The organism is Amycolatopsis mongoliensis, assembly GCF_030285665.1.
Taxonomy (GTDB): domain Bacteria; phylum Actinomycetota; class Actinomycetes; order Mycobacteriales; family Pseudonocardiaceae; genus Amycolatopsis; species Amycolatopsis mongoliensis.
Genome location: NZ_CP127295.1, coordinates 9,223,106 through 9,248,514, shown reverse-complemented (window position 1 = coordinate 9,248,514; position 25,409 = coordinate 9,223,106). Strand labels below are relative to the sequence as shown.

20 protein-coding genes and 3 pseudogenes are annotated in these 25,409 nt (G+C 70.5%); 9 read left to right on the top strand and 14 right to left on the bottom strand.

The genetic code is table 11. From position 1 onward, the window contains the following. Positions 1 to 137 precede the first annotated feature (137 nt). The gene (locus tag QRX60_RS44330; RefSeq protein WP_285997462.1) at positions 138 to 1,661 is read left to right on the top strand and encodes a 4-hydroxyphenylacetate 3-hydroxylase N-terminal domain-containing protein; all 1,524 of its coding nucleotides are present in this window, start codon (positions 138 to 140) and stop codon (positions 1,659 to 1,661) included. Positions 1,662 to 1,664: 3 nt separating this feature from the next. Here the strand turns inward: QRX60_RS44330 and QRX60_RS44325 are convergent, their stop codons facing one another. Continuing rightward, positions 1,665 to 3,557, bottom strand: a complete 1,893-nt coding sequence (locus QRX60_RS44325; RefSeq protein ID WP_285997461.1) for a LuxR C-terminal-related transcriptional regulator — start codon at positions 3,555 to 3,557, stop codon at positions 1,665 to 1,667. A gap of 3 nt (positions 3,558 to 3,560) precedes the next feature. Next, the gene (locus QRX60_RS44320; RefSeq protein ID WP_285997460.1) at positions 3,561 to 4,043 is read right to left on the bottom strand and encodes a flavin reductase family protein; all 483 of its coding nucleotides are present in this window, start codon (positions 4,041 to 4,043) and stop codon (positions 3,561 to 3,563) included. 232 nt (positions 4,044 to 4,275) lie between these two features. Here QRX60_RS44320 and QRX60_RS44315 point away from each other — a divergent pair, with 232 nt between their 5' ends. The 4 genes from QRX60_RS44315 (at position 4,276) to QRX60_RS44300 (ending at position 8,984) form a co-directional block, all read left to right on the top strand. Beyond that, entirely contained in the window at positions 4,276 to 7,227 is a 2,952-nt protein-coding gene (locus tag QRX60_RS44315; protein WP_285997459.1) for a BTAD domain-containing putative transcriptional regulator, read from the top strand. Positions 7,228 to 7,331: 104 nt separating this feature from the next. Next, positions 7,332 to 8,045 (top strand): enoyl-CoA hydratase/isomerase family protein, encoded by a 714-nt coding sequence (locus QRX60_RS44310; RefSeq protein ID WP_285997458.1) that lies wholly within the window; start codon positions 7,332 to 7,334, stop codon positions 8,043 to 8,045. 19 nt (positions 8,046 to 8,064) lie between these two features. Beyond that, the gene (locus tag QRX60_RS44305) at positions 8,065 to 8,445 is read left to right on the top strand and encodes a YciI family protein (RefSeq protein WP_285997457.1); all 381 of its coding nucleotides are present in this window, start codon (positions 8,065 to 8,067) and stop codon (positions 8,443 to 8,445) included. A 53-nt stretch (positions 8,446 to 8,498) separates the two neighbouring features. Next, the gene (locus tag QRX60_RS44300; protein WP_286003826.1) at positions 8,499 to 8,984 is read left to right on the top strand and encodes a DoxX family protein; all 486 of its coding nucleotides are present in this window, start codon (positions 8,499 to 8,501) and stop codon (positions 8,982 to 8,984) included. Between the two features lie 10 nt (positions 8,985 to 8,994). On the opposite strand, the gene QRX60_RS44295 is transcribed toward QRX60_RS44300, so the two are convergent. Next, entirely contained in the window at positions 8,995 to 9,753 is a 759-nt protein-coding gene (locus tag QRX60_RS44295) for an FAD synthetase family protein (protein WP_285997456.1), read from the bottom strand. Positions 9,754 to 9,954: 201 nt separating this feature from the next. Here QRX60_RS44295 and QRX60_RS44290 point away from each other — a divergent pair, with 201 nt between their 5' ends. After that, positions 9,955 to 10,269: a hypothetical protein gene (locus QRX60_RS44290; RefSeq protein WP_285997455.1), complete on the top strand. Its 315-nt coding sequence runs from the start codon at positions 9,955 to 9,957 to the stop codon at positions 10,267 to 10,269. An 18-nt stretch (positions 10,270 to 10,287) separates the two neighbouring features. Continuing rightward, entirely contained in the window at positions 10,288 to 10,542 is a 255-nt protein-coding gene (locus QRX60_RS44285) for a hypothetical protein (RefSeq protein WP_408630303.1), read from the top strand. Here the strand turns inward: QRX60_RS44285 and QRX60_RS51690 are convergent. From QRX60_RS51690 to QRX60_RS44235, 11 genes and pseudogenes are all read right to left on the bottom strand, one after another. Beyond that, positions 10,537 to 10,590: pseudogene (locus QRX60_RS51690) on the bottom strand (hypothetical protein); the annotation flags it as partial. The gene QRX60_RS44285 and the pseudogene QRX60_RS51690 sit on opposite strands and share 6 nt — an antisense overlap. 593 nt (positions 10,591 to 11,183) lie before the next feature. Next, the gene (locus QRX60_RS44280; RefSeq protein WP_285997454.1) at positions 11,184 to 13,367 is read right to left on the bottom strand and encodes a glycoside hydrolase family 3 C-terminal domain-containing protein; all 2,184 of its coding nucleotides are present in this window, start codon (positions 13,365 to 13,367) and stop codon (positions 11,184 to 11,186) included. After that, positions 13,364 to 14,671, bottom strand: a complete 1,308-nt coding sequence (locus QRX60_RS44275) for an MFS transporter (protein WP_285997453.1) — start codon at positions 14,669 to 14,671, stop codon at positions 13,364 to 13,366. Before QRX60_RS44275 ends, QRX60_RS44280 begins: the two co-directional genes overlap by 4 nt. Before the next feature lie 85 nt (positions 14,672 to 14,756). Continuing rightward, positions 14,757 to 15,350: a TetR/AcrR family transcriptional regulator gene (locus tag QRX60_RS44270; protein WP_285997452.1), complete on the bottom strand. Its 594-nt coding sequence runs from the start codon at positions 15,348 to 15,350 to the stop codon at positions 14,757 to 14,759. A gap of 406 nt (positions 15,351 to 15,756) precedes the next feature. Further along, positions 15,757 to 16,763, bottom strand: a pseudogene (locus tag QRX60_RS44265) (carbon-nitrogen hydrolase family protein). 46 nt (positions 16,764 to 16,809) lie between these two features. Next, positions 16,810 to 18,278: pseudogene (locus tag QRX60_RS44260) on the bottom strand (aldehyde dehydrogenase family protein). Between the two features lie 21 nt (positions 18,279 to 18,299). After that, positions 18,300 to 19,217 carry a malate dehydrogenase gene (locus tag QRX60_RS44255; protein WP_285997451.1) on the bottom strand — a complete coding sequence of 306 codons (918 nt, stop codon included), beginning with the start codon at positions 19,215 to 19,217 and terminating at the stop codon, positions 18,300 to 18,302. Then, positions 19,214 to 20,845 carry a thiamine pyrophosphate-dependent enzyme gene (locus QRX60_RS44250; protein WP_285997450.1) on the bottom strand — a complete coding sequence of 544 codons (1,632 nt, stop codon included), beginning with the start codon at positions 20,843 to 20,845 and terminating at the stop codon, positions 19,214 to 19,216. The genes QRX60_RS44255 and QRX60_RS44250 overlap by 4 nt, the downstream gene beginning before the upstream one ends. 96 nt (positions 20,846 to 20,941) lie before the next feature. Continuing rightward, positions 20,942 to 21,697 carry an IclR family transcriptional regulator gene (locus tag QRX60_RS44245; protein ID WP_285997449.1) on the bottom strand — a complete coding sequence of 252 codons (756 nt, stop codon included), beginning with the start codon at positions 21,695 to 21,697 and terminating at the stop codon, positions 20,942 to 20,944. Positions 21,698 to 21,706: 9 nt separating this feature from the next. After that, a complete protein-coding gene (locus QRX60_RS44240; protein ID WP_285997448.1) occupies positions 21,707 to 21,865 on the bottom strand; it encodes a hypothetical protein in 159 nt (52 codons plus the stop codon). Positions 21,866 to 22,710: 845 nt separating this feature from the next. After that, complete coding sequence (locus tag QRX60_RS44235; protein ID WP_285997447.1) at positions 22,711 to 23,100, bottom strand: winged helix-turn-helix transcriptional regulator; 390 nt, start codon at positions 23,098 to 23,100, stop codon at positions 22,711 to 22,713. Between the two features lie 106 nt (positions 23,101 to 23,206). Between QRX60_RS44235 and QRX60_RS44230 the strand changes: the two genes are divergently transcribed. Next, a complete protein-coding gene (locus tag QRX60_RS44230; protein ID WP_285997446.1) occupies positions 23,207 to 24,043 on the top strand; it encodes an enoyl-CoA hydratase/isomerase family protein in 837 nt (278 codons plus the stop codon). A gap of 54 nt (positions 24,044 to 24,097) precedes the next feature. Further along, on the top strand, positions 24,098 to 25,084 hold the full coding sequence (locus QRX60_RS44225; RefSeq protein WP_285997445.1) for an NADPH:quinone reductase: 987 nt from the start codon (positions 24,098 to 24,100) through the stop codon (positions 25,082 to 25,084). Positions 25,085 to 25,409: the final 325 nt, after the last annotated feature.

The window sequence follows — 25,409 nt, the reverse complement described above, 5'->3', positions numbered from 1 at the left end:
CGACAGCATGCAAGCCCGGTCGGGGGTGCGCAACGGGAGCCCGGGCCGGTTTCACCCGGGTGATCCTCGGCCGCGCGGGCCGCTTTCACCCCGGGCGCCCGGACACTCACCGGTGCCCATCACTGAAGGGATTCCCCATGCGTACCGGCAAAGAATATCTCGAAGCGCTCAACGACGGCCGTCGTGTCTGGGTCGGTGACGAGCTGATCGACAACGTCGCCACCCACCCCAAGACGCGTGCCTTCGCGAAGCTCACCGCGGACTTCTACGACCTGCACCACCGCCCCGACCTCGAGGACGTGATGACGTTCGTCGACGAGGACGGCACCCGCCGGTCGATGATGTGGTTCAAGAACACCGACAAAGAGGGGTTGAAGCGCAAGCGCCGGTATCACGAGACGGTGATCCGGGAGCTCGGGGCGGGCTCGGCGCCCCGGTCGCCCGACGTCAACAACTCGGTGTTCCGGACCTACGTGGACGATCCCGCGCCGTGGAGCGAACAGTCGGTCGGCACCGACGGCCGCGATCTGGCCCCGGGCATCCTCGACTTCTTCGAGGAGATCCGGGCCGGCGACCTCAACGCGGCCATCGCGTTCGTCGATCCGCAGACCGACCGGTCGCGGGAGTCGGCTCAGGCGGAGTCGCCCGCACTGCGCGTCGTGTCCCGTTCGGCCGAAGGCATCGTCGTGACCGGGGTCAAGGCGATCGCCACCGGCGCCGTCTTCTGCGACCGCATCAACATCGGGGTCTTCTACCGCCCGGGCATCACCGAAGAGCAGATCATCTTCGCCGCCGTTCCGCCGAACGCCCCCGGCGTCACCATGGTGTCCCGGGAAAGCAACGTGCGCGACGGCGAGACCGTCGAACACCCGATGGCCGCCCAGGGTGACGAGCTCGACACGACCATCATCTTCCAGGACGTCTTCATCCCCTGGAACCGCGTGTTCCACCTCGGCAACCCCCAGCACGCGTCGTTCTACCCGCAGCGGGTGTTCGACTGGGTCCACTACACCGGGCTGGTCCGGGAAATGGTCCGCGCGGAGCTGATGCTCGGGCTCGCGCTGCTGATCACCGAACACACCGGGACGAGCCAACTGCCGCCGGTCATGGCCCGGGTGTCGCAGTTCGCCGGCTTCCACCAGACGCTCAAGGCCCACGTGGTCGGCTGCGAGGACGAAGGGTTCATCACCCCCGGCGGGACCTACAAGCCGAACGTGCTGATGTTCGACTTCGGCCGGGCGTACTACCTCGAGAACATCGCCCGGCTGAGCGCGGAACTGGTCGACATCGCCGGGCGGGCGGCGCTGGTGTTCCCGTCCGAAGGCCAGTGGCAGCAGCCCGAGCTGCGGCCCTGGCTCGAGGCGCTGCACACCGGTCCGGTGGGCCGGCCGCACGACCGGCTCAAGATCAGCCGCGTCATCCGCGACTTCTTCCAGTCGGACTGGGGCGCCCGGATGGCGACCTTCGAGAACTTCAACGGCACGCCGCTGCTGGCCATCCGGACGCTCACCATGCGCCGCGCCGAGATGTCCGCCGCCGGGCCGATCGCCGACTACGCGCGGCAGATCTGCGGCATCGAGACACCGCGTGAAGAAAGCAGTACAGAGTACCTGAGCCAGGCCGAATACGCGCGCAGGCAGGACAGCGCCGCCGCGGTGTGAGCTTCAGCGCCGTGACCGGGCGGCCGCGACGGCGGCCGCCCGGTCGTGGACCCCGAGCTTCCGGAAGATCGAATTCACCTGGCTCTTGATCGTGTTGTGCGAAACGAAGAGCTCGCCCGCGATCTCGCGCAGGGTCAGGGGACCGCACAGTGCGCGCAGAACCCGCTGCTCTCGGGACGACAGGCGCGGCTCCGGTGTTCTCCGGTTCCGCACCTCGGCCCGGTGGAGGTCGTCCAACAGCTCCGTCGCTCGAGCGCGCGTGCGTCGCCCCAGCGCGGACGACACGCCTTCGAACGCCCTGAGCACGTCGTTCGCGGCATCGATCGCGTCTTGGCGAGCGCGGGCCGAACGGTGGACGGTGGCGAGCGCGAGGTGGGCGTTGGCGGCGACCCACCGGCAGCGGGGCGACAGCTCGCCGGCCATCGCGATCGCTTCGCCGGCGTGCGGGAGAGCGCGGTCGTCACCGCCGAGAGCGGCTGTCAGGGCCAGACCGGAGAGCGCGTGGACGAGGGCAAGCCGGTCGCCCGAGACGCGCGCCTCGACCTCCGCCCGGTGGAAGCGCGCCGTGGCGGTGGCGTACTGCCCGGCCCACAGCGAGCCCAGTCCCTCGGTGATCGCCGACAGCGCGCTCCACAATCCCCGCGGAGGGGCGTCGCACGGCTCTCCGGACACCGTGCCGTCGGTCACCGCCCGCGCGAACCGGCGGGAGACGGCGAGCGCGGCCGCCACCGGCACGCCCGGCTCCAGTACGGCGTCGCCGCCGATCGCCTCGGCGACGTCGGCCCACCGTTGCCAGCCGTGGCAGTCGCCGCCGGCGAGGTGCGCCATGGCCGAGATGAGGCACAGACGTGGGTCGCGGGCGAGCCGGAGCGGCGGCAGGCAGCCGAGCGCACCGTCGACGAGCTCGGCGTGTCCGGAAAGGACAGTGCGCTGCCACTGCGCCACCAGCGTCGCGTTCGCCGTGTCCTCGTCTCCGAGTTCCACGTACAGGCGGGTGGAGCGGTCCACCCGGCCTTGCCCGGCGAGCCAATCCGCGTAGCGCCGGCGCAGAGCGGTGTAGGACTCCCAGTGCTCGGTGGCGAGTTCGTCGGTCAACGCGCGGGCCAGCTGCGGGTGCAACCGGAACGTGTGGTTCCCGGTGCGGGTCGCGAATTGGGTGGTGTCGGCGAACTCGGCGAGCAACCGGCCCGCGGCGGGATTGCCGGTCAGGTGGATGGCCAGTGCCGGGGTGGTTCCGGGGGTGATCGACACCGCGTGCAGGAGGTGCCGGACCTCGGTGGTCACCCGGGCCAGCACCTCGTCACGAAGGAAGTCCCGGATGGCGTCGGCGGCCTTCGCGCGACCCAGGCGGTCGACCAGGGTGACCGCCAGCGCCCATCCTGCGCAGTCGTGGACGTTCTCGCCGGTCTTCGTCGAGGGGAGCCGGAGGTCTTCCGCGGTGATCGTCGTGGCGGCACCACAGGCCAGACCGCGAGTCAGCCAGTCCGGCCTGCGGTGCCGGGTCGTGACGACCAGCCGCAGCGCGGCCGGCCGGTGGTCGACCAGATCGCGCAGGAGCAGCCGCGCCTCCGGATCGGTGATCGTCTCCGCGCCGTCGAGGACGAGCCGGCCGGGGTGTTCCGGGGTGAACGGCACGCGGCCGAGCTGCTCGGCCCAGCGAAGCACGTCCTCCGGGGCGATGCGGCTCGATGCGGTGGTCCCCGTGGTGGCGAAGATCGCGTTCAGGAGCGACTCGGCCGTGTTGTGGTGGCGCGTGAGGCTGAGGACGCGCACGCGGGGCTCGTCACGGGCCCACGCCTCGACCAAGGTGGTCTTCCCGGCTCCGGCGGGTCCGCTGATCAAGACGATCGGATCGGTGGCCGACTGGAGGCGGTCGAGCGGGGACGGTCGCGCCATCGCTCAGGCGATCCGGCCGAACTCGCCGCAGAAGTGCAGGAGCGGCCGGCCGGCGGAGCGGTGACCGAACTGCCGCGCGCTGCCGACGAAGATCGTGTGGTCGCCGCCCGGGAGCTCGCCGGCGACCTCGCAGACGACGCCGGCGATGGCGTCGCGGAGCATCGGGACGCCGTGGTCCTCGTCGTAGTCGACCCCGGCGAAACGATCACCCTTCGCGGCGAACCGCTTCGCGAGCTCCTGCGAATCCTCGCCGAGGACGTTCACCCCGAACCGCCCGTGCTGAGCGATCGCCCGCTTGGTGAACAGGTGGTTGCCCACGCAGACGAGAAGCTGGACCGGGTCGAGGGAGAGCGCCGTGACGGCGCTGGCCGTCATGCCGATCGGTGCGTCACCGAACCGGGTCGTGATCACCGAGACACCCGAGGGGAGCCGGGACATCGTGGCGCGGAACGCGAGCGCGGGATCGACTGCTGGTGAAGTGGTCACCGGAACCTCCGGAAGCATCGTCGGCTGAAGGTGGGACAGAGACTGCGCCGGCGACCGGCCGTCCCGCATCGCGTGAATGCGTGATTTGGGGCCGACGACGCGGGCGTACGGTCGTTAGAACCCGGAGAATGCCTGGTGACGGTCTCGCCGGTGGATCGGACGCTCGCTCGGTGAGGTGACTGTGGACAGTGCGATCAGGACTGGTCCGAGCCGGCCCGTCATCCGCCGCAAGTTGCTGGTTCCCGAATTCGGCGCGGACGTCGTCCGGCGTTCCCGGGTGGTGCGCCGGTTTCACGCGCTGCTGGAGGCGCGGACGGTCGTGGCCGTCTGCGCGAGCGCCGGCGCGGGCAAGACCACCGCCGTCGCCGAGGCCGTCGGCGCGCTGGAGCGTCCGGTCGCCTGGGTTTCCCTCGATGGCACCGAGCAGGCCGGGCGGTTGCCGGTCTACCTCGAGGCCGCGGTCGAGCAGTACGTGCCGGCAGCGGGCCAGGTCGCGAGCGACGCTCTCCGCACCGGGCTGCACCTCGGCGAGTCGGCCGGGCTGCTCGCGGAAAGCCTGCAGGGCAGCAGTCTCGTGATCGTGTGCGACAACGTCGAGCGCATCACCGGGGACGCCGGCTCGATCGCGGTCCTCGACGCCTTCGCCCGCTATCTGCCGGCCGGGGTGAACCTCGTGCTGGTTTCCCGGGTCGATGTGCCGCTGTCGCGGCCTGCCACCTCGGCGCCGATCGGGGTGGTGGGGGACGAGGATCTCGCGTTCGACGCCACCGAGACGGCCGAGGTCCTGCGGCTGGCCGGGCAGGAGAGCGTCGACGTGCATGAGGTCGTTCGCCGGACCGGCGGGTGGGTCACCGGGGTGCGCTTCGGAGCCTGGGGCGGCGGCTCGACGTCGGGCTTGTGCGGGTTCTTCTCCCACACCGTCCTCCATGGACTGACCGAAGACGAGCGAGCGTTCCTGCTGCACACGAGCCTGCTGGACGAGGTGACCGTGCCGGGCGCAGCGGCGCTGGGACAGCCGGAGCCGTCACGGGTGATGGCGCGCCTGCGTGCGCAGCACCTTCCGGTTTCCTGGTCGCGGGACGGCACCCGGATGACCCCGCACGGTCAGTTCCGCGACTTCTTGCGCGAAGCCCTCCAACGCGACGATGCGGAGGTGTACGCGGTGCTGGAGCGGCGCCACGCCGAGTTCCTTGTGGAGCAGGGCGAAAAGGAAGAGGCCGTCGACGCGCTGCTGAGGATCGGCGACGTCGGCCGTGCCTGGGACCGTGCAGCCGAGCTCCTGCCGGATCTGGTGGCCCGCGGCGATTTCGCACCGGCCGCGCGGTGGTGGGACCAGCTCGGGTCGTCGAGCCGGTGCCCGACCCCCCGGATCGGTGCCGTGGCGCTCCGGGTCGCGTTCGCCCTCGAGCAGTTCGGCCGGGCGGCGGAGCTGTTCGACCGGTTCGGCGACTGCTGGCTCCCCGGACCGGAGTCCCCGGACCACGAGGAGGCAACCGCCCTCGCTGCGTGGTGTCTCTGGCACCTCGGCCGGATCGAAGACGCCGTGTCGCTGGTTTCGCGGCTGCCGCGCGGGCGGACCCACGCCGTCGCGTCGGTGCTGATGGCACTGGCCACAGGGGAGGCGCCGGCGCTCCCCGAAGCCTCCGCGGCGCCGTCCGGACCGCTCGACGGCATCCTCATCAGGTGCAGGTACCTCCGAGGCCGTGTTTCGGGATTGGGAGCGCCGGGGCCGTTCGATCCGTGGCGCACCGTGCTCGGTGCCCCGTGGGCCGTGGCAGGTCTCCGGGCGGGCGGCCGGATCGACGAAGCGATGTCCGTTTACGAGCAACGGAAGGAATCGGCGCGGCCGCTGTGGTTGCACGCCTTCGACGAGGTCGAGCTCATGCTCGACCTCGGTCGCGGCGCCGAGGCGTGGACCGCGCTCCGCCGGGGCCGGGAGCTGATCGCCGAGTCGGGGTCACGGGTCTACCACATCTTGAGCCTGCTCTTGGAGGCCAAGCTGTGGTTGCGGCTCGACCAGGACGCCGAGCAGGCGGAACGGGCGCTCGCCGCGGCGGAGGCGGCGGGGCTCGCGAACTACGCGTTCGCCCGCGAGGTCGGTCAGATGTGGCGCGGCCTGGCCCTGCTGCTTCGCGGTCGCTGCGCGGAGGCCGGGCGGGTGCTGTCCCGTTCGGTCGAGAGCATGTGGGCCGGCGACCGGCGGCTCGAGCTGGCCACCGCCGCCGCGTACCTGGCGGAGGCGCATTGGCGGACCGGTGACGAGGGCCGCTCCGACCGAGCGGCACGGCTGGCCCTCGACGTGTCGTCGGCGCAGGGGGTTCAGCACCTGCTGCTCGCGGCGTTGACCGACGTGCCGGAGGTGGCCACCCGCTCCGCCGACGCGTCTCCCACACGGATGTCGCGCTGGCACGAGATCACCGACCTCCTGTCCCGGCAGGATTCGCTGCGGGTGAGGGCGCGGTCACCCCGCCTGGTCCTGGAAGAGTTCGGCGAGCCCCGCCTGGTGTCGGACGGCGAACTCGTGCAACCGGGGCTGACGAAGAGCGTCGAGTTGCTGAGCTTTCTCCTCAGCACCAAGGAATACACCGCTACCAGGCGCCAGATCACCGCCGCGGTCTTCGACGGGCGGAACGACGCGGCGAGCCGTAGCTACCTGCGGCAGGCGTTGTTCAAACTCAGGGCGGTCCTTCCCGCGGAGCTTGCGCCGACGCAGGAGGGGGAGTCGTTCGCCATCCCGCTCACCGGCCGGGTCGAGGGAACCGCACGAGCGATGGAAGACCAGCTCCTGCTCGCGACCCGGCAGCCGGACGTCGAACGGCTGGCGACCTCGCGGGCCGCGATCGACCGCGCCGTCGCGGGCCCGTACCTGGCCACGCTGACGAGCGAGTGGGTCAGGACCCGCCGGACCGAACTCGACGAGCGGATCGCGATCGCGCGCGTCGACGCCGCCCGGATCGCGTTCCGGCTGAGCCGGCACGGGCTCGCGCGGGAACTGCTGGACGAGGTTTTCCGCCGGGACCCCTACCGGGAACAAGCTTGGCACCTGGCCATCTCGCTCGCCCACGCCACCGGCAGCGACGACGCGGTCCTGACCGTGTTCCGCCGTTACGTGGCGGCGATGGGCGAGCTCGGGGTCGCCCCTTCGTCGGAGGTGAAGCGGCTCGTGGCGCACTTGCGCCGTTAGAAGGGCCGTTAGCCGTCGTTGTCCCGGTCGGCCGGCCGTGGTTTCGTCGAGAACGCGCCGGAAACGAAGGCGTGCCGACCAAACGCCGCGACGGGATGTGAACGATGCCGAAATCGGGAGCGGTGCGGACCACGCGTGAAGGGTCCGTCGCGACCATCACGCTGGCCAACGGGAGCGACAACCTGCTCGACCCGGTCGTGATGAACGCCTTGCACGACGCCATTTCGGCCGCCGACGAGGACCGGGAGATCCTGGCGATCGTGCTGGCCGCCGACGGTGAGCGGTTCTGCGGGGGACTCGACGTCGCGGAGCTCCAGCGTGGCGGCGATCCGGCCGAGTTCGCGACCGCGCTGGTGAAGCTCCTGAAGCTGCTGCCCCGGATCGGCACGGCACTCGTGGCGGCCGTCCACGGCGACGCACTCGCCTCCGGCTTTTCGATCGTGTGCTGCTGCGACCTCGCGGTCGCGGCACCGCAAGCGCGGCTCGGCACCTTCGAAGCGGGTATCGGCATCTGGCCGATGATCGCCCAAGTACCGCCGCTGCAGCGCATGCTGCCGCGGCACGCGTTGCGCAACATCATCACCGGCGTGCCGTTTTCCGCGGCGGAAGCGGAGCGGTTCGGCGCGATCACCAAGATCGCCGCCGGCCGGGTGCGTTCGGAAGCAAGGGAGCTGGCGGAAGCCGCGTCGGTCGCCGGCCGGGCCTTGGCGGCGGGCCGGCGATCGTTCTACCGGTTCACCGAACTGCCCTACGAGGACGCGCTCGACGCGGCCCTCGATTCCTTCACCACGATGCTGAGCACTTCCCCGAACCGGTAACCGGAGAACGGATACGACCATGGAAAGCCGAAAAGCGAAGCCCGACGAGCGGCACACCGGAGCGCAGAAGGTGGTGTTCCTGTGCTTCACCGAACCGGTGAGCATGTCCCCCGAGGACATGAGGCCCCATCTCGACGAGCACAAGGCGTGGCTGACCGAACTGGAACGCGCCGGCGAACTGCTCTTCGCCGGCCCGATGCTCGACGACGACTACCGCTACTCCGGTGCCGGACTGCTGGTTCTCCGGGCGGACTCGGTGACCGAAGCCAAGGACATCGCCGACCGTGACCCCTTCCACGCCCGGGGAATCCGCAAGTACCGGATCGTGCCGTGGCAGATCAATGAGGGAAGCGTGGAGGTCCGGCTGACGCTGTCCGACGGTCGTTTCACGCTCGCCTGAAGTAAGTACTCGACCGTCTGATCAGGAGGTTCATCATGGATATCGGGTTGCTCGTGGTGCGGGCGGTGCTCGGATTCGTTTTGTACGCCCACGCCACGCAGAAGGCGGTGGGGTGGTTCCACGGGCCGGGCATGGCGAAGGCCGCCGCGATCTTCGAAGGCCTCGGTCAACACCCTGGACGGCGAATGGCCGCCACGGCTGTGCTGTGCGAACTGGTCGCCGCCGTCCTCCTCGCCGTGGGACTCGCCACTCCGCTCGGCGCCGCCGTCGGTGCGGGCACGATGCTGGTCGCGGCCGTGGCCACGAATCTCAAAGCGGGCGCCCGGTGGAACACCGCCGGCGGCGGCGAGTACCCGCTGGTGCTCGCGGTGGTCGTCGTGGCGCTCGGTTTCACCGGTCCTGGGCGCTGGTCGGTGGACGCTGTTCTCGGAGTGCCGTCCGCCGCCGGAGATGTCCGCATCGGTCTGGCCGTCGTAGTGGTGGCCGCCCTGGCGGCTTCCGTGCCGATCCTGCGTACCACTCGCGCCGTCCGGGCGTAGCGCGCCGGTGTCACCCCGGAAAGGTGACGATCACCTCGCCTGTCTTCGTTTCCCATGCTTCGGCGGCATCGAGGATGCGTGGCCGGCCGGTGAACGACACCTGGGTGAGGACACCGTCCACCTGGCAGACGTGCACGCCGTCAGCCGGAACGGCGAGATCTGGTGCGAAGTGGAGGGTGCGATCTTTCCGGATCGTCGCCGGCTGCACGAGAGGAGCTCCCAACAGCTTCGCCGCCTGCGTCAGCTTGCCGCGTTCGACGAGGGAACGGATGACCGTCGACGACACGACCACCGGCCCGGCGGTGACGGCGGGGACGACCCGGGTCCCGAACCGCCGGTCCTCCCGGAGCCGGCCCGCCGTGCCCGCACCGCGGGCGCCGAACCGGAAGTTGAACCCGACCGAGACGTGGCTCGCGTTCAGCGTTCCGACCAGGATTTCGTCCACGAAGGTTTCGGCGGTCTGGCTCGCCCAAGACGTGTCGAACGGGATGATGACGACCTCACGGACTCCCAGCGCGGAGAGCTTGGCCAGCTTCCGAGCGTGGCCGGTCAGCAGCGGCGGGGCCTGGCTCGGCCGGAGAACCCGAAGCGGGTGCGGCGCGAAGGTGAGGACGGTGTCGCACCCGCTGATCACGTCCCGATGACCCAGGTGCACGCCGTCGAAGCAGCCGATCGCGATGGAGCGCGTGCGATGGTCGGCGTCGTCGATGCTCGAGACCGTGAAGGCCTGGTCCTGCACCGTCTTGGTAGATCGTTCGGACAGCTCCACAGGTTCGCCCACCTTCCGCTCCGGTGTCGGATGCGTTCCAGTCTGACGATGGGCCGTTAGGCAGGACGAAATCCCAGGTCCAGCCGTCGTCGGAGGCCCTGGCGGACAAGACCGGAACGCGACCTCACGGGTCAGGAGTCAATCGAACGGGGGGAGTCCCCGCTACTGACTCGCAGCGCTGCCCGTGCCATCTTCGACCGGATGGCCGCCAGCCGCGACCCCGACGACCAGGCCTGCGCGGCGCGCGATCTCCTTGAGGTTGCTCGGGTCGGGTCTCGCGTCGTGCCCGTCGAGCTTGCCCACTGCCTGGGCCGCCACGAGCCGGTTCCGGTGCTGCGCGAGTACGACTTCCCGCGTACGCACAAGATCGAAGTGCGCGTGACGGTTCGCCGACCCCTGAAACACTACCCCGCGTCCACAAGCCACTTCCACGAAGCAGTGGAAGGGGGACTGTTCCAAGATCGGTGTTTCCGGCCCGACACGCCGGGCGTAGGTCCGGCGGGACGGGCACTGTGAGTGATGACATCAGACCTTGTGAGTCCACGCAAGCGTGAGTCCAAGCCGGCGCGGGAGCTGTCGCCGGAGCAGGCCGCCGCCGCGGCGATGGTGGCCGAGGCGAAAGCTCGCGGGCTGGCGTTGACCGGCCCGGACGGGTTGCTGAAGCTGTTCACCAAGAACGTCCTGGAAACCGCGCTCAACGACGAGATGACCGAGCACCTCGATTCGGAGCAGATCCCGGCCCTGGAGCGTGGTCAGCAACCAATGGGCCGTCGACCTCGCAACGCCTAGTTCGGCTGACACGTCCGCGACGCGTAGTGCCGGGCTGTCCACCAGCATCAGCAGAATCCGTGCGGCGTTGTCGATGGACTCGACCGGGTAGGCGGCCGGAGCCCCCATGGAATCTCCTCGTGAAGGCGTTCTGGTGGGCGAACAGCTGTTCGCCCACCAGAATTGCATCTCGTCGGGCACCGGCGACCGGCCCAGGTTTGCCAAGCCGCTGGAGCCACCGCGGTCGTCGTCTATTCTGTCGTCTTGTTCGCTGCGCTGCTGGGAGCGGTGCCGGCCGACGAAGGTGGGCTGCCCGGGATTCGCGGGTTGGGGTGTGAACTGTCCGCCGAGCACGGGTCTCTGCTCGTCGCCTGTTCGGACCTTCCGGAGGAGCTCCGTGGAGTGCTGGTGGCCGTGTAGTACCCCGCGGCTATGGCGGCTGGCGTGTTCGGCCTGGCGGCGTTGCGCCGGTGAATGGCGAGAGTGACCGACCGCAGGCTGTGACGACCACCGGATCCAGTCACGAGCCGAACGGGTCGCAGCGCGGGAACGCCAGTGCCGGGAACTTCAGGCTGGACTTGCGAACCCTCCCGGCAGTCGGCCCGAACGGGCGGCAGGCGCGAGCACTGCCGCCCACAGCGACTGAGCAGCAGGTGAGGTCGTCAGGTGCAGTGCTTCGCGAGCAACGCTTCGACATCGGCGTCGTCCAGGGGAATGCCGGGGAACTCCAGCAGTCCCTTCAACGGGGAGCCGAGCACCGCCCGCCGCCCGGCCTCGTCGCTCAGCAGGTCGCCCATCCGCCCGCGCGCCCCTCCCCGCTCTTCCAGCAGTTCCCACAACGCGGTCCCGAGCCGAGGATGGTCGGACCACTCGCCGAGTGTGGACCACGCGGTCAGCTGTTTCTCCACCGGATGTCCGGGCAGCGTGACCAACGTGGACAGCCGGATGTCGCGGGAGGACGATCCGACGCGGACCTCGACTGGCCCGCCGGGGAAGGCCCAGCCGGTACCGGGGACGTAGTGTTCGAGGTGCTCCCGCCGGACGGGGATCGACACCCGCCGGGCTTCACCCGGAGCGAGCCACACCTTGGTGAAGGCACGCAGCTCCTGTTCCGGTGTGACGACCAGTCCGGTCCGGTCGCCGATGTACACCTGGATCACCTCCGCTCCCGTGCGGTCGCCGGTGTTCGCCAGCTCCGAAGACACCGTCATCGCGACCGGGTCGGCGAGGTCGTGCACGGTCACAGCCAGGTCGTCGTAGCGGAACTCGGTGTAGGAGAGGCCGTGCCCGAAGGGAAAGTCGACGTCGATCTTCCGCGTGTCGTAGTAGCGGTAGCCGACGTGAATGCCTTCGCTGTAGCGGACGTGCCCGTTCTCTCCGGGGAAGTCGAGGAACGCGGGGGTGTCCTCCAGCCGCAGCGGGATCGTCTCGGTCAGCTTGCCGGACGGGGTGACCTCGCCGAGCAGCACGTCGAGCGTGCTGTCGCCGCCGGCCTGCCCGGTCAGCCAGAACTCGACGATCGCGGTGACCTGGTCACGCCAGGGTGCTGTCGTCACCGTGGCTCCGTTGCTCAACGCGACCACGATCCGCTGGTTGACCTGCGCGATCGCGTCGATGAGTGCGAGCTGGTCCGCCGGCAGGTCGATGTGCGTCCGATCGGCTCCCTCGGCCTCGTGGCTGTCCGGCAGGCCGAGGAACAGCACGGCGATATCCGCCTCCGCTGCGACCCGGGTGGCCTCTTCGAGCAGTGCGGCATCCGGCTCGCCGTCTATTCGGTAGCCGGGGGCGAATGCATGGCCGGGCAGTCGCCGTCCGGCCGCGTCGAGCGCGCTGACCACGGTGGTTGGATTCACGCGTGAGCTGCCCGCGCCCTGGTACCGCGGTGTGCGGGCGAGCTCGCCGATGATCGCCACTCGCCGCGAGGGTGACAGCGGCAGGAGCCCGGTGTCGTTCTTCAGCAGCACGGCGGATTCGGCCGCGGTGCGTCGTGTGAGTTCGTGGTGCTCCTCCGGGTTCGCCGCCGCCTTTTCGGCACGGGTGCGCCGCGCCAACAGCGTCAGCCGTTCGAGCGTCCGGTCGAGCACCTGCTCGTCGACGTCGCCGTCGTGCACGCGGGGACCGTTCTCCTGTCCGGGCATTTTCAGGTCCAGGCCGGCCTGCAGCGCGGCGACCGGGTCGCGCACGGCGCCCCAGTCCGACACCACGACCCCGTCGAACCCCCATTCCTCGCGCAGGACGTCGGTGAGCAGCCAGCTGTTCTCGGAAGCGGTGGTGCCGTTGATGCGGTTGTACGACGACATCACGCACCACGGATTCGCTTCGCGGATCGCGATCTCGAAACCCCGTAGGTAGATTTCGCGCAGTGGCCGTGCGTCGATGTCGGCGCTGACGCGCATGCGGTCGGTTTCCTGGTTGTTCGCGGCGAAGTGCTTGACGCACGCCCCGACCCCCTGCGACTGCAGGCCCTCCACCATGGCGCCGGCGAGCAGCCCGGACAGCAGCGGATCCTCGGAGTAGTACTCGAAGTTGCGGCCGCACAACGGGCTGCGTTTGATGTTGAGGCCTGGGCCGAGCACGACGTGCACGCCGTGCGTGCGGGCTTCACGGCCCAGTGCCGCCCCGACTTCGCGCACGAGGTCCACGTCCCAGGACGAGGCCAGCGTGACCGCGGGTGGGAAGCACGTTGCGGGCGCGCTGCGGCCGATACCGAGGTGGTCGGGGTTGTCGTCGTCCTGTACGCGGAGGCCGTGCGGGCCGTCGGCGAACCGCACCGGGCCGTGACCGGGCACCGGATGCGTCGACCAGTAGTCCGCCCCCGCGGTGAGCCGTGCTTTGCCGTCGGTCATTTCACACCCCTGATGAGCTGGATGAAGGCGGCGCTGACGAGCGCGAACACCGCCGCGAAGAGGTACATCGCGGTGTAGTTGCCGCGGCCGCCGCCGGCTCCGATGGCCAGCAGGGCCGGGGCGAGCACCGGGGCGAGGGTCTGTGGGATGGTGCCGGCCAGGTTGAACACACCCATGCCCTTGGCGGCCGCGGTGTTCTGGTCCGGCAGCACGTCGGCGATGAGTGCGTAGTCCACCCCGAGGTAGAGGCCCTGGGCGAGGCCGGAGATCGCGATGCCGAGCAGGAAGTGCTCGATGCCGGTCCCGAAGGCGACCACGAGCATCCCGCCGGTGAACAGCAGCGATCCGGCCACGACGAACGGCTTGCGGCGGCCGATGCGGTCCGACAGCCACCCCGAGCCCACACTGCTGATGGCCACGCACACGGCCAGCACGAGCATCGCGTCGAACAGGATCGAGGCGACGTTCTTGGTCGTGTAGCCGAGCTTGTCGATCAAATAGTAGGTCTTGTAGGTGGTCAGCAGGTACAGGGCGATCCAGGCGAGGAACCGGCCGGCCCAGGCCAGCGCGTAGTCGCGGTGCTTGAGGGGGTTGATCCACAGCGCGCCGGCCAGCACCCGCCAGTCGAGCCGGCCGACCTGCTCGCGGGAGCGCGGTGTTTCGCGCAGGGTCAGCACGAACGGCAGTACGAGCACCAGACCGATGACAGCCGGGGCGAAGAACATCCAGACCCCGGCGGTGCCGATGAACTGGATGAGGAAGGTGCCGCCGACGACGCCGAACTGCGGGACCATACCCATGAATCCGGCGACGCGGCCGCGCAGCCGGGCCGGCACGCGTTCCGGCAGCACGGCGATGAGTGCGGCGACGGCCGCGTTGAACGCCAGCTGGGCGGCGGCCCAGCTGATGGCCACGAAGGCGATCGAGGGCGCGAACCCGATTCCGATCGTGGCCAGGGCGCCGAGCAGGAATCCGCCGGCGATGAACGGGCGGCGCTGCCCGAACCGGGAGGTCGAGTGGTCGCTGAGGGCGCCGAACACGGGGTTGGCGATCAGGGCCGCGAACGCGCCGACGCTCGCGACGACGGCGAGCGAACCCGCTTTGCCCTCCGGGTTCAGCTGACCGACGCGGATGGCCAGGGTGACCGATGCGGGGGTGAGAAGAGCGGTCCACAGCCCGGCGAGGGCCAGGACGTAGCGGGTGACGAACCATTTGTCGACGGCCTGCCCGGTGAGACGCAGGTTCAGTTCGGGGGCGCTGTCGGTGCCGGTGGCGGCTGATGTGCTGTTGGAGGCGAGTGTCACGGCGTACTCCGTTGTAACGTACCGACTGACTGGACAGTCGGTACGTTACGTCAGGGGTAGCCCAGGCGCAATGCCTCGGACGGACTTATCCCTGAGGCAGCTGGGCGCGCAGGAGATCGGTGATCACGCGTACCCCGGCCACGAGGTCGACCTCGTCCGGGTTGCGCAGCCACTGCAGTTGCAGGCCGTCCATGGCCGCGAGGGCCACCGAGACCAGCGTCCGCACGCGCCGGTCGGCGTCGGGGCCTGCCACCGCCGTGGTGAACACGGCGCGAACGGCGTCGTACCGCTCGACGAAGAACTGCCGGGCCGGGTGGTCCTCGGTCAGGCTCTCGCCGATCATCACGGAGAAGAACCGCACCAGCTCCGGGTTGCGGCTGTTGACGCGGGCGACCTCGTCGAGCAGGTCGGGGAAGGTTGCCTCGCCGCGGGCCATGGCCTTGGCTTCGGGCCGGTCCCGCACACTCGGGTAATGCTCCTCCAGCACCGCGACGAGCAGCTGCTCCTTCGTACCGAAATGGTGCAGCACGCCGGACCGGCCGATCCCGGCGCGTTCACCGATCTGCGCCAGCGAGCAGCCGCGGTAGCCGTGGGTGCCGAAGAGCGTGACGGCGGCGTCGATGACCGCTTTCCTGGTGGCCCGGCCCTGGTCGACGGCGGTTCTGGCCTGCGGTGACACGGATCCTCGTTTCCTGGCGGGGAGTGGTTGGCTCCATGATCTACCACCAGGGGTGAGTCCAGGGACGTCGGGCACCGGATGCGGCGTCAGCGGACTCGGGTTCCGCTGCCTGGATCTCTGCGATCCGCGGCGAACGTGATGCGGAGCCGGACGTCGTCGCCGGCTCCGCGTCGGCTACCGGGCCGTCATTCAGGGGCTGGACCTCAGGTGCCCCGGGACACGACGGAATGCGTCGGCCAGGCCCAGTCGGGTCGCGAGGGTCGCGATGAGTACTCCCGGTGACGGACTGTGCTCGGCTTCGCACGGTCGGTTGATGCCGCCGAAGGGATCGTACGAGTGCACGCAGGCGGATCCGAGGGCAGTTGCTGCCTTCGTTCACAGCCTGTCACCTTGCGCGGACTTCTGTTCACTCAGGCCGTGCTTCGTCGTCGGTTTCCTCCAGCTCGGGAAAGAGGGGCCCCGGCTGCTCGGGCGTGACGACCGCCGGGGCCGGGGTGCGGTTGAGCAGCAGGCGCGTGACGTCGGGACGGGCGTAGTGGCCGGCCGGGTCGGCCGCGTTCTTGGCCAGGTCGATCAGGGCCAGGTCGATCTCGGCCAGCACCAGGCCTTCGGCGTGCTCGTCGAGGGCGTCGCCGATCCGGGCGGAGTCGGGGCCGTAGACGCGGGAGCAGCCCGAGCCGGCGGTGACGAGGGCGCGTTGCTCGTCGGTGGCCGCGAAGACGTCGATGCCCGCGTCGCTGATCACCTGCGTCGCGGCCACGACGAAGCAACCGCCTTCCAGGGCGTAGGTCCGGGTGACGGCCATGTTGGCCTCCGCCCCGAGCGCGGGCGCGATGCCTTTGTACAGGCCGAAAGCCGGCCACGCCGCGATGTGGAGCTGCTCGTGCTGGGCGTACATCGCGTACTTGCTGAGCGGCTGCAGGTGTTCCCGGCAGTTGAGCGCGCCGAGGCGCCGAGGTCGGTGCCGACGACCTTGAGGTCGCTGCCGTCGCCTTCGCCGAACAGGCTGCGTTCCACGTGGGTCGGCTTGAGCTTGCGGCGGTGCAGCAAGATCGCGCCGTCGGCGCCGATGACCGTCTGGGCCATGTAGAGGCTGCCGTGGTCCTTCTCGCTGTAGCCGAGCGCCACGATGATGCCGTTGCGGCGGGCGGCCTGGCGGATCGCCGTGAGGTGCCGGCTGTCCACGCTGACGGAGTTGGCGTGGTAGCGGGCGATGTACGGCATCTGCCCGGCCACCGCGCCCAGCCACAGGAAAAGCGGGTACCCGGGCAGCCAGGTCTCCGGGAAGGCCACGAGCGCCGCGCCCGCGTCGGCCGCCTCACCGATCAGCGCGATCGTCTTCTCGACGCCGGCACCGACGTCGAGCCAGGCGGGCTCGGCCTGGACGGCGGCCACCCGGTAGGTGTCCGGCATGGGATCCTCCTCGGCGCGGAACTTCCGCCACTCCAGGTATGTGTGGTCAGAAGGGGTACGCGGCCGGGCGGCCGCGCATGGTGATCCAGCGCGTCTCGGTGAACGCCTCGATGTTCGCGGCGGCCCCGCCGAACCGGCTCCCGGTGCCGGAGGCGCCGGTTCCCCCGAACGGGGCCACCGCCTCGTCGCCGACCGTCTGGTCGTTGATATGCACGATGCCGGTGGGGATGCGCCCGGCGAGCGCGAGGCCGGCGGCCGCGTCGGCGGTGGCGATGCCGAGGCTCAGGCCGTACTCGCTGTCCGCGGCGAGCTGGACCGCCTCGTCGGCGTCGACGAAGGAGAGCACCGGAGCGACCGGGCCGAACACCTCCTCGCGGTAGGCGGGCATGTCCGGGCTCACTCGTGCGAGCACGGTGGGCCGGTAGAACAAGTCGCGGTAGGTACCGCCGGCGGCCAGCTCGGCCCCGGCCGCCACAGTGGATTCGACCAGCCGGTGGATCTTGTCCCGCTGGCCGGCGTCGATGATCGGGCCGAGTGCCACCTGCTCGCCGGCCGGATTTCCGACGGGGAGCGCCTCGGCCTTCGCGGCCAGCTTGTCCACATAGGCCTCGAGCAGGCTCTCGTGGACCAGGTGCCGACCGGTGGTCATGCAGATCTGCCCGGAGTGCAGGTAGGAACCCCAGGCGCCCAGCCCCACGGCGGCGTCGAGATCGGCGTCCTCCAGCACGATGGCGCGGAGTTTCCCCCGAGCTCCAGGTGGGCGCGCTTGAGGTGCCGGGCGGCCAGTTCGCCGACGCGGCGGCCCGCCGCGGTCGAGCCAGTGAACGAGATGACCCGCACGCACGGATCGACGACCAGCGCCTCCCCTGTCTCGGCGCCCCCGGGAAGGACGTGGAACAGACCGGCGGGTAGGCCCGCCTCCTCGAAGATCCGGGCGAGGGCGACGCCGCCGGACACGGCGGTCCTGGGGTCGGGCTTGAGGATCACCGCGTTGCCGAGGGCGAGCGCGGGTGCGACCGAGCGGATGGACAGGATCAGCGGGAAGTTGAAGGGCGCGATCACCCCGACCACGCCCGCGGGGACGCGGCGGGTGAACGACAGCCGGTCGAAGGCGGTGGGCAGCACCTCGCCCACCGGTGTCGAGGCCAGCGCGGCGGCCTCGAAGCATTCCTGCGCCGCGGTGTCCGTCTCCACCGCGGCCTTGGGCGGGATCGACCCGGCTTCGCGGATCAGCCAGTGCTGTACCGCGTCGGCGTGCCGCTGGAAGAGCTCTCCGGCGCGGCGCAGGACGGCGGCCCGCTCGTGGTATCCCGCGGCGGCCCAGGCGCGCTGGGCTTCCGCCGCCGAGGCCGCGGCGCGGGCGACGTCCGTGGCGTCGGTGAGGCCGATCCGGGCCAGCTCGGCGCCGGTGGCCGGCTCGGTGACGGGAGCGTCGCGGGTGGACACTCGCCAGCCGTCGCTGAAGAAGCTTCCGGCCCAGCCGGCCGGATCGAGCAGGGAGTCTGCTGTGGACATCGTCGTTGAGTCCCTTCGAGGTCAGGCTTGGTGGAGTTCGGCGACGGTCTGCTCGACGCGCGCCGCGGCGGAGTTCATGCCGACGCGCTCGTCGGCTGTGAGGTCCCATTCCTCGATCCGGGCGACGCCTTTGCGGCCGAGCACGACCGGCACGGAGAGGCTCACCCCGGCGATCCCGTACTCGCCGTCGAGGACGACCGAAGCCGGTAGCAGGGTGCCGGATTCGGTGGCCATCGCCTCGACCATGCGGGCGGTGCCGAGCCCGGTGGTCCAGGTCGACGTGCGTCCCGAGTCGAGGGCGACGTGGCGCTGGTACCACGTGTCGGCGTAGGTCTGGGCCGCGGTGCGCTGACCGGCGGTCAGGGTGACCGGCTGCCCGCCCACTGTGACGCGGCTGTACAGCGGCACCTGACCGACACCGTGCTCGCCGAGCATCCACGCACCGACGTCGCGGGGATGCCGGTCCAGCGCCTGGCCGATCCCGGTGCGCAGCCGCAGGCTGTCGTTGAGGGTGTAGCCGACGAGCCGATGCCGGGGCAGCCAGCCCTGCCGGTGCACGTGCGTGATCAGCGGATCGACCGGGTTGGTCAGCATCAGCACCACGCCGGCGAACCCCGAGCCGGCCAGCGGCGCCAGCACCTCGTCGACGATGCGCGCGTTGTCGGCGAGGAAGACCAGTCGAGAACTGTTGAGTCGCAAGGGAACCGCGGCGCTGAGCACGACGACGTCGGCGTCGATGGCGTCCTCGGCCGTGCCGCCGCGGACCGTCGTCGCGTTCCGTCCCAGCGCGGCTGCGTTCTCCAGGTCCATGGTGTGGCTGGTGATCATGTGGGGTCTGGTGTCGACCAGTACCACCTCGTAGGTGCCCGCGGCGGAGAGCAGGTTGAAGGCGGCCGACGAGCCGATCCCGCCGGCGCCTCCGATGATGACTACCTTCACCGGTATCCCTTCCCGTGGTGCGTTCGTGCGCGGTAGTGGTCGCCGGGCTCGACGGCCACTTCGAGGAGCAGGGGTTCCCGGCGGCCGGCCAGCGTCGGGAGCACGGTGTCCAGCGTCGCCAGGAGGTTCGGATGGTCCTCGACGCGCTCGGCGGGGCACCCGAAGCCGCGGGCCAGCGTCGTGACGCTCACTTCGGTGAACGGGGGCCACGCGGGTACGGCCGCGCCGGCCTGTTCCGACAACCGGTCCATGATCGCGTAGCGGCCGTTGGCCAGCACGACGAACAGCGCGCCAACACGGTAGTGCCAGGCGCTCCACAGCGCCTGGATCGAATACAGCGAAGCGCCGTCGCCGAGGACCGCGACCACCGGGCGGTCGGGTCCGGCCAGCCGCACGCCGATCGCGGCGGGGAGGGCGAACCCGAGCCCGCCCATGGCCGCGCTGAGGAAGCCGAGTGGCGCGCGGGCGGGGACGAGCGCGTGCAGGTCCGGTCGGCTGGACGGGGTCTCCTCGAGGAGGACGGCGTCGTGCGGCAGCCGCTCCGCCAGCGCGTCGAGCACGTGCACCGCGCGCAGCGGATCCCCGGGGCCAGGCCTGGACGGGCGGGGGCGTCGGAGAGCCTCGCGCGCGGGTCCGGAGGCTGCGGGCAACCGCCGCGTCAGCAGAGCGACGGCCTCGGCCGGGTCGGCGACGACGGCCACGTCGGCGGGGCTGCGGTGCGCTTCCGCCGGGTCGTCGGTGATGACCGCGAGCCGGGTGCCCGACTCGACGAAGGCGCCGGATTCGTAGGGGTACTGCCGGAACGCCGGCGCCCCGACCGTGAGCACCACGTCGTGGGCGGCCAGAGCCTTCCGCAGTCCCGACCGTGCGGCAGGCAGGTGCCCGGCGAACAGCCGGTGGTCCTGGGGGAAGCCGGCGCGGGCACCGAAAGCTTCCTGCCACACCGGGCAGTCCAGCCGCTCGGCCAGCCCGGTCAGCGCGGCCCAGCCGGCCGGGGAGTCGTTGCCCGCGCCTGCGACGACGACCGGTGCGGTCGAGCCTTCGAGCAAGGCCGCGACTTCGGCCAGGGCCGCGTCGTCGACACCACGTCCACGATGGAGGGTCGCGGGCGCGGTGAAGGGCGCGTCGAGGTCGGCCTCGGCGTCCCAGTCGGCCATGGGGACGACAACGATCGCGGGGCCGCGGGCGTCGCGTGCTTCGTGCCACGCCCGGGCGAGTGCGGCCGGCACGTCCTGGGGCCGCTCCGGCTGGTGCTGCCAGACCGGGTACTCCCCGGCGAGGCCGTGCAGTCGCCCGGCGAGGAACGGTTCCGCGGCCAGGTGCCTGCGGTCCTGCTGCCCGACGACGACCACCAGCGACGCGCGGTTCACGCGGGCCGTGGCCAGCGCGCCGACGGCGTTGCCGAGCCCGGCGGTGGTGTGCAGCAAGGCCAGCGCGGGCCGGCCGGTGCGCAGCGCGTACCCCGTCGCGATGCCGATCACGGACGCCTCGTGCAGGCCGAGCACGAAGTCCAGATCGGATGGCAGGCCGGCGAGCAGGGACACCTCGGTGGAACCGGGATTGGCGAACAAGGTGGTGAGCCCGAACCGGCGCAGCACCTCGAAGCTGACGTCCTTCACCGTTGGCACAGCCGCGATCCCTTCCCAAGCGGTCAGCGGGGGAGCGCAGACGCTAAGACGTGGCCGGGCACGGTGACAACGCCCTGGTTCGCAATGCGAAACGGCTCAGTTCACGCCGGGCACGATCGCGCCCGTGGACAGCGCGGCGCGCACGCGGCCGGTGATGACACGCGCGGTGTCCAGGACAGCGTCGACCGCGGCGCGGCCCGGACGTTCGACGGTGAATGCGATCGCGACCGCCGCCACCGCGGTGTCCGGTCCGGACGTCACAGGGGCGGAGATGGTGGCCAGCCCGGGGATGACCTCGTTCGCGGTGCTGGCGAAGCCGGCTTCGCGGGCATTCGCGACTTCGGGCCGCTCGCCTTCCCGAGGCGGTTCGGCGGCGAGCATCGCGATGCCGGGCGCGCCGCGGGTGAGCGGATGCCGGTCGCCGGGTGTGTAGACGGCGCGCGAGCGGGTGCTTTCCACCTCGACGGAGACCAGGGTGACCGCTTCGTCGCCGTCGCGGACGACGAAGAAGGCGGTGAGGCCGACCCGCGCGGCGAGCTTGGCGATCTCGGGCTTGGCGATCCGCTGCAGCACCGGCAGCGTGCGGCGGCCGAGGGACTGCGCCCGCGTACCGAGCGTGTACCCCTGCGGTGTGTGCGTGACGAGCCGGTGGTCCTGCAGGGTCCGCAGCAGGCGGTAGACGATCGAGCGATGCAGCCGCATTTGCTCGGCCAGCTCGGCCAACGGGAGCGGGACGTGGGACAGCGCGATCAGTTCGAGCAGCCGCAAGCCCCGGTCCAGGGTTTGCACGGACGGTCGCGGCGGGTCCTGGGCCGGCAGCGGTGGAACACCCTCGGCGGGCGGATGCGCCATCCGCGCACTCTACCCCGGAAGCGCTTCGGACAGGAGCCGCTCGATGCCCACCGGCAAAGACGAGGTGCTGGCGGGCACGGTCACGCCGGGCAGGCCGGCGATGCTGCCCGGGCCGGTGTTGCGGATGTAGGTTTCGAACGTGGGCAGCCGCCGGCCGTCCAGCACCACTTCGGCGGTGTCGCGGTCGAGCCGGCCGGCAGCGGCGTGGTGGGGAAAACCAACGCGGTCGCCCCCGACGTGGCGAACATCCGCCGGTGATGGGCGACGAGCCGCTCCTCGCGCAGCCGCAGTGCTCGTTCACAGGCTTCAGCGGTGATCGCACCGGGCGCACCGTCCACGATGGAGTGCTCGAAGATGCCCCGGACGTCGGGACTGGCGATCCGGCTCGCGAACTCCGCCGGCCGGGTCCCGGTCGCCGCCGCCAGGTAGCCGGCAGCGAGCGGGCCGCCTCATACAAGGTGACCGGGAAGCCGATGTCGCGCCGGCGGAACTCGTCGCCGATGGGGAGCCTTACCGGCTGCTGGCCCGGCGTACTGTCCAGGCGCTCATCGGCGGCTACTTGCACACCGTGCCGGGAATGCCTCCTTCGATCGGGGTACTGGGGCAGGGGTGCTACAACAAGCTCATCGGGCTGGCAACCGCAGGCGCGGCACCGCGCGGTTGCCGCGCCAGTGCAGGACGGCCGTGCCGGGCTCGGGCTGAAGTTCTCGCCCTCGAATTCATGCCACGCGGTGTCCGGTGAACGCTGTCGGGCCGGGCGATGAGGACGCCGCGGCGCCTCGCCGAGTCTCCGGGGAAAGCGCGTTCGCGCGCGGAAGCAGGCGCGAGGATCTGGTGATCGCCGATTCTTCGGTCGCTCGTGTCGACGCAGGCGCTGCGTACGAGACGCTGCAACAGCCCGGCATCTCCGATCGCTGTCACCGCGCTGATCGTGCGTGAAACGGCCACAGCCGCGCCGCGCGTGGTTGCGTTCCGCCTCGACGGGCTCCGAGCCGGGGCACCGGTCTCCCGGGTCAGCAGGCTGAGGACCGCTCGTCGTACTCGTGTTGCGCGGCGATGACCTCGCCGCTGTGCTCGATCGTCCACCTGTGCAGGCAGATGAACGGTCCGCGGAAAGACTCGCCCAGGGGCGTGAGGGAATACTCGACGCCGATCGGCGAGGTCTCGAGCACCCGGCGCCGGATCAGGCCGTTGCGTTCCAGCCGACGCAGCGTCTGGGTCAGTACCCGCTGCGTCACGCCGTCCAGTTGCCGCTTGATCTCGTTGAACCGGGTCGGCTCTTCCAAAACCTGCATCGCCATCATCGACCACTTGTCAGCGACTTGATCGAGGATCGGGCGACTCGGGCAGTCGGCGCTGAACCGCGGAGCCTCGGCGGCCGGGGCGGGCGAGGTGGTGTCCATGGGGATCCTTAGTGCTCGGAAAGTGCGTTATTGATCATTCGTGACGTGTGGACCAGGGTAGGTATACATCGCAAACTTACCGGCTCGACGACAACCTAGGGGAACCGTGAACCTGGACACGTACACGACACTCGGTGTCACCATCGACGCAGGGGTGGCATGGATCACCCTGGACAACCCGCCCGTGAACGTCCTCGGCGGGACCTTGATCCGCGAACTGCACGAGGTGCTCGACACGTTGCGTGACGACCGCTCGGTCCGCGTCATCGTCTTCTCCAGCGCCAACTCGGAGTTTTTCCTCGCTCACGTCGATATCCACATCCTCGACCAGATGGAAGAACTACACGAGATCGCCGACCGGAACCCGGATGCCAACCTGTTCCAGGGGGTCGGTGAACTGCTCCGTCACCAACCGCAGGTCACGATCGTCAAGCTCGCCGGCAAGGCTCGTGCCGGCGGCGCCGAGTTCGTCGCGGCGGCCGATCTGACCTTCGCCGCGAGGGAGACCGCAGGTCTCGGCCAGACCGAGGTGCTGATGGGCATCGTTCCAGGTGGCGGGGGAACGCAGTACCTGCGCGAACGGGTCGGGCGCAACCGGGCTCTCGAACTGCTGCTCACGGCGGACCTGGTGGACGCCGACACGGCCGCCGCCTACGGCTGGATCAACCGCGCGGTGCCTGCGGCTGAACTCGACGCGGTCGTCGACCAGGTGGCGAAGAAGATCGCCGCGCTTTCACCGGAGCTCATCGCCGCAGCGAAGAGGCTGGTCCCGCCGGCGGATCTGGCTGACGGTTTGAAGGCGGAGCACGCCGCATGGGCCGAATTGGTGAGCGGAAGCCTGCCCGCGCAGCTCATGACGCTGGCCTTGGAGCACGGCGTGCAGACACCGGAGGGTGAGCGCGACCTGGAGTCGGTCATGCGCGACGTCGCAGCCACTCTCTAGCGCCAGGCCTGCAAGCCCGGCGCCCACATCAGAACCATTTGGAGAATACCGACGATGAAGGCAGCTTTCTTCACCGCAAACGGCCCCGCGAAGACCGTGCTGCAGGTGCTCGACGTCGCGCGACCGGAACCCGGCCCCGGCCAGGTGCGCGTTCGCGTCGCGCTTTCCGCGATCAACCCCGGTGACATGTGGATGCGGACGAACTCCTCACCTGAGGACTTCGGGCCTGTCGGGGAGCGCCATGGCCGCATCCCGCACCAGGACGGCACGGGTGTGATCGATGCGGTCGGCGCGGGTGTCGACACCGGCCGGATCGGTGAACGCGTGTGGATCTGGATGGCCGGTTCCGGCACGCCGTGGGGGACCGCCGCCCAATGGACCGTGGTGCCGTCGGAACAAGCGGTCCGGTTGCCGGAAGGGACGTCCGACGAACTGGGCGCCAGTTTGGGCATCCCGGCGATGACCGCGCATTGGTGCCTGCACGCCGACGGCTCGCCGAAGGGCCGCACGGTGCTCGTCGCGGCCGGAGCGGGCGCCGTCGGCCACTACGCGATCGAACTCGGCAAGATCGCCGGCGCGCGGATCGTGACCACTGTCAGCGGACCGGAGAAGGCGGCGCTCGCCCGTGCCGCCGGTGCGGACCTCGTCGTGAACTACCGGGACGCCGACGCGGCGCGGCAGATTCTCGACGCGACCGGCCCCGTCGACCGGATCATCGAGGTCGCGCTGACCGACAACCTGGAGCTTGACCTGGCCGTCGCCGCTGCAGGGGCGACGATCGTGACTTACGCGGCGCAACCGGTGGACCCGACGCTGCCGGTGTTCCGGCTGATGTGGCCGAACCTCGTGCTGAGGTTCGCGTTGTTCCTCACCGAACCGCGGGACGCACTCCTGCACGCGGCCACGGAGATCACCTCGGCGCTGGAGCGGAACCTGCTCTCGCCTCTGCCGGTCCACTCCTTCGGCCTCGAGGACGTGGCGGCCGCGCACGAAGCAGTCGAGAACGGTATCACCGGCAAGGTCGTACTCGACTTGCGCTGACGAATGACGCCGGCGTTTCCAGGCGACCGGGTGCAGTCGGCTGCGCCGCCGGGAAGGCCGGGACTTCCCGATTGGTGATCAGCTTGTGCGTCACCGGCCTTGCCGTCGGCGGCCGGCATGGATCTCGCATCGGCGTCGATTCATGCGCTCCGCGGCAGCGCCGCTGCCCGGCACTGCGTATGCAGCAACAGCAATGGCGTACGGCAGGCGCACCAAGCCATGGCGTCAGGGCCGGCCGAGTGCTCAACGCTGAGCGTTCGGGTGTCCCTCGCTCATGCTGATCGATGCACGCCGACCGACCGGCACGGTGCCCGCTTCGTCTCGG

Bases quoted from the DNA above. Each gene is read 5' to 3' on its own strand.
- QRX60_RS44310 (WP_285997458.1), top strand. From the start codon at position 7,332: ATGCCGAAATCGGGAGCGGTGCGGACCACGCGTGAAGGGTCCGTCGCG.
- QRX60_RS44225 (WP_285997445.1), top strand. From the start codon at position 24,098: ATGAAGGCAGCTTTCTTCACCGCAAACGGCCCCGCGAAGACCGTGCTG.
- QRX60_RS44280 (WP_285997454.1), bottom strand. From the start codon at position 13,367: ATGACCGACGGCAAAGCACGGCTCACCGCGGGGGCGGACTACTGGTCG.
- QRX60_RS44325 (WP_285997461.1), bottom strand. From the start codon at position 3,557: ATGGCGCGACCGTCCCCGCTCGACCGCCTCCAGTCGGCCACCGATCCG.
- QRX60_RS44290 (WP_285997455.1), top strand. From the start codon at position 9,955: ATGGCCGCCAGCCGCGACCCCGACGACCAGGCCTGCGCGGCGCGCGAT.
- QRX60_RS44330 (WP_285997462.1), top strand. From the start codon at position 138: ATGCGTACCGGCAAAGAATATCTCGAAGCGCTCAACGACGGCCGTCGT.
- QRX60_RS44245 (WP_285997449.1), bottom strand. From the start codon at position 21,697: ATGGCGCATCCGCCCGCCGAGGGTGTTCCACCGCTGCCGGCCCAGGAC.
- QRX60_RS44235 (WP_285997447.1), bottom strand. From the start codon at position 23,100: ATGGACACCACCTCGCCCGCCCCGGCCGCCGAGGCTCCGCGGTTCAGC.
- QRX60_RS44305 (WP_285997457.1), top strand. From the start codon at position 8,065: ATGGAAAGCCGAAAAGCGAAGCCCGACGAGCGGCACACCGGAGCGCAG.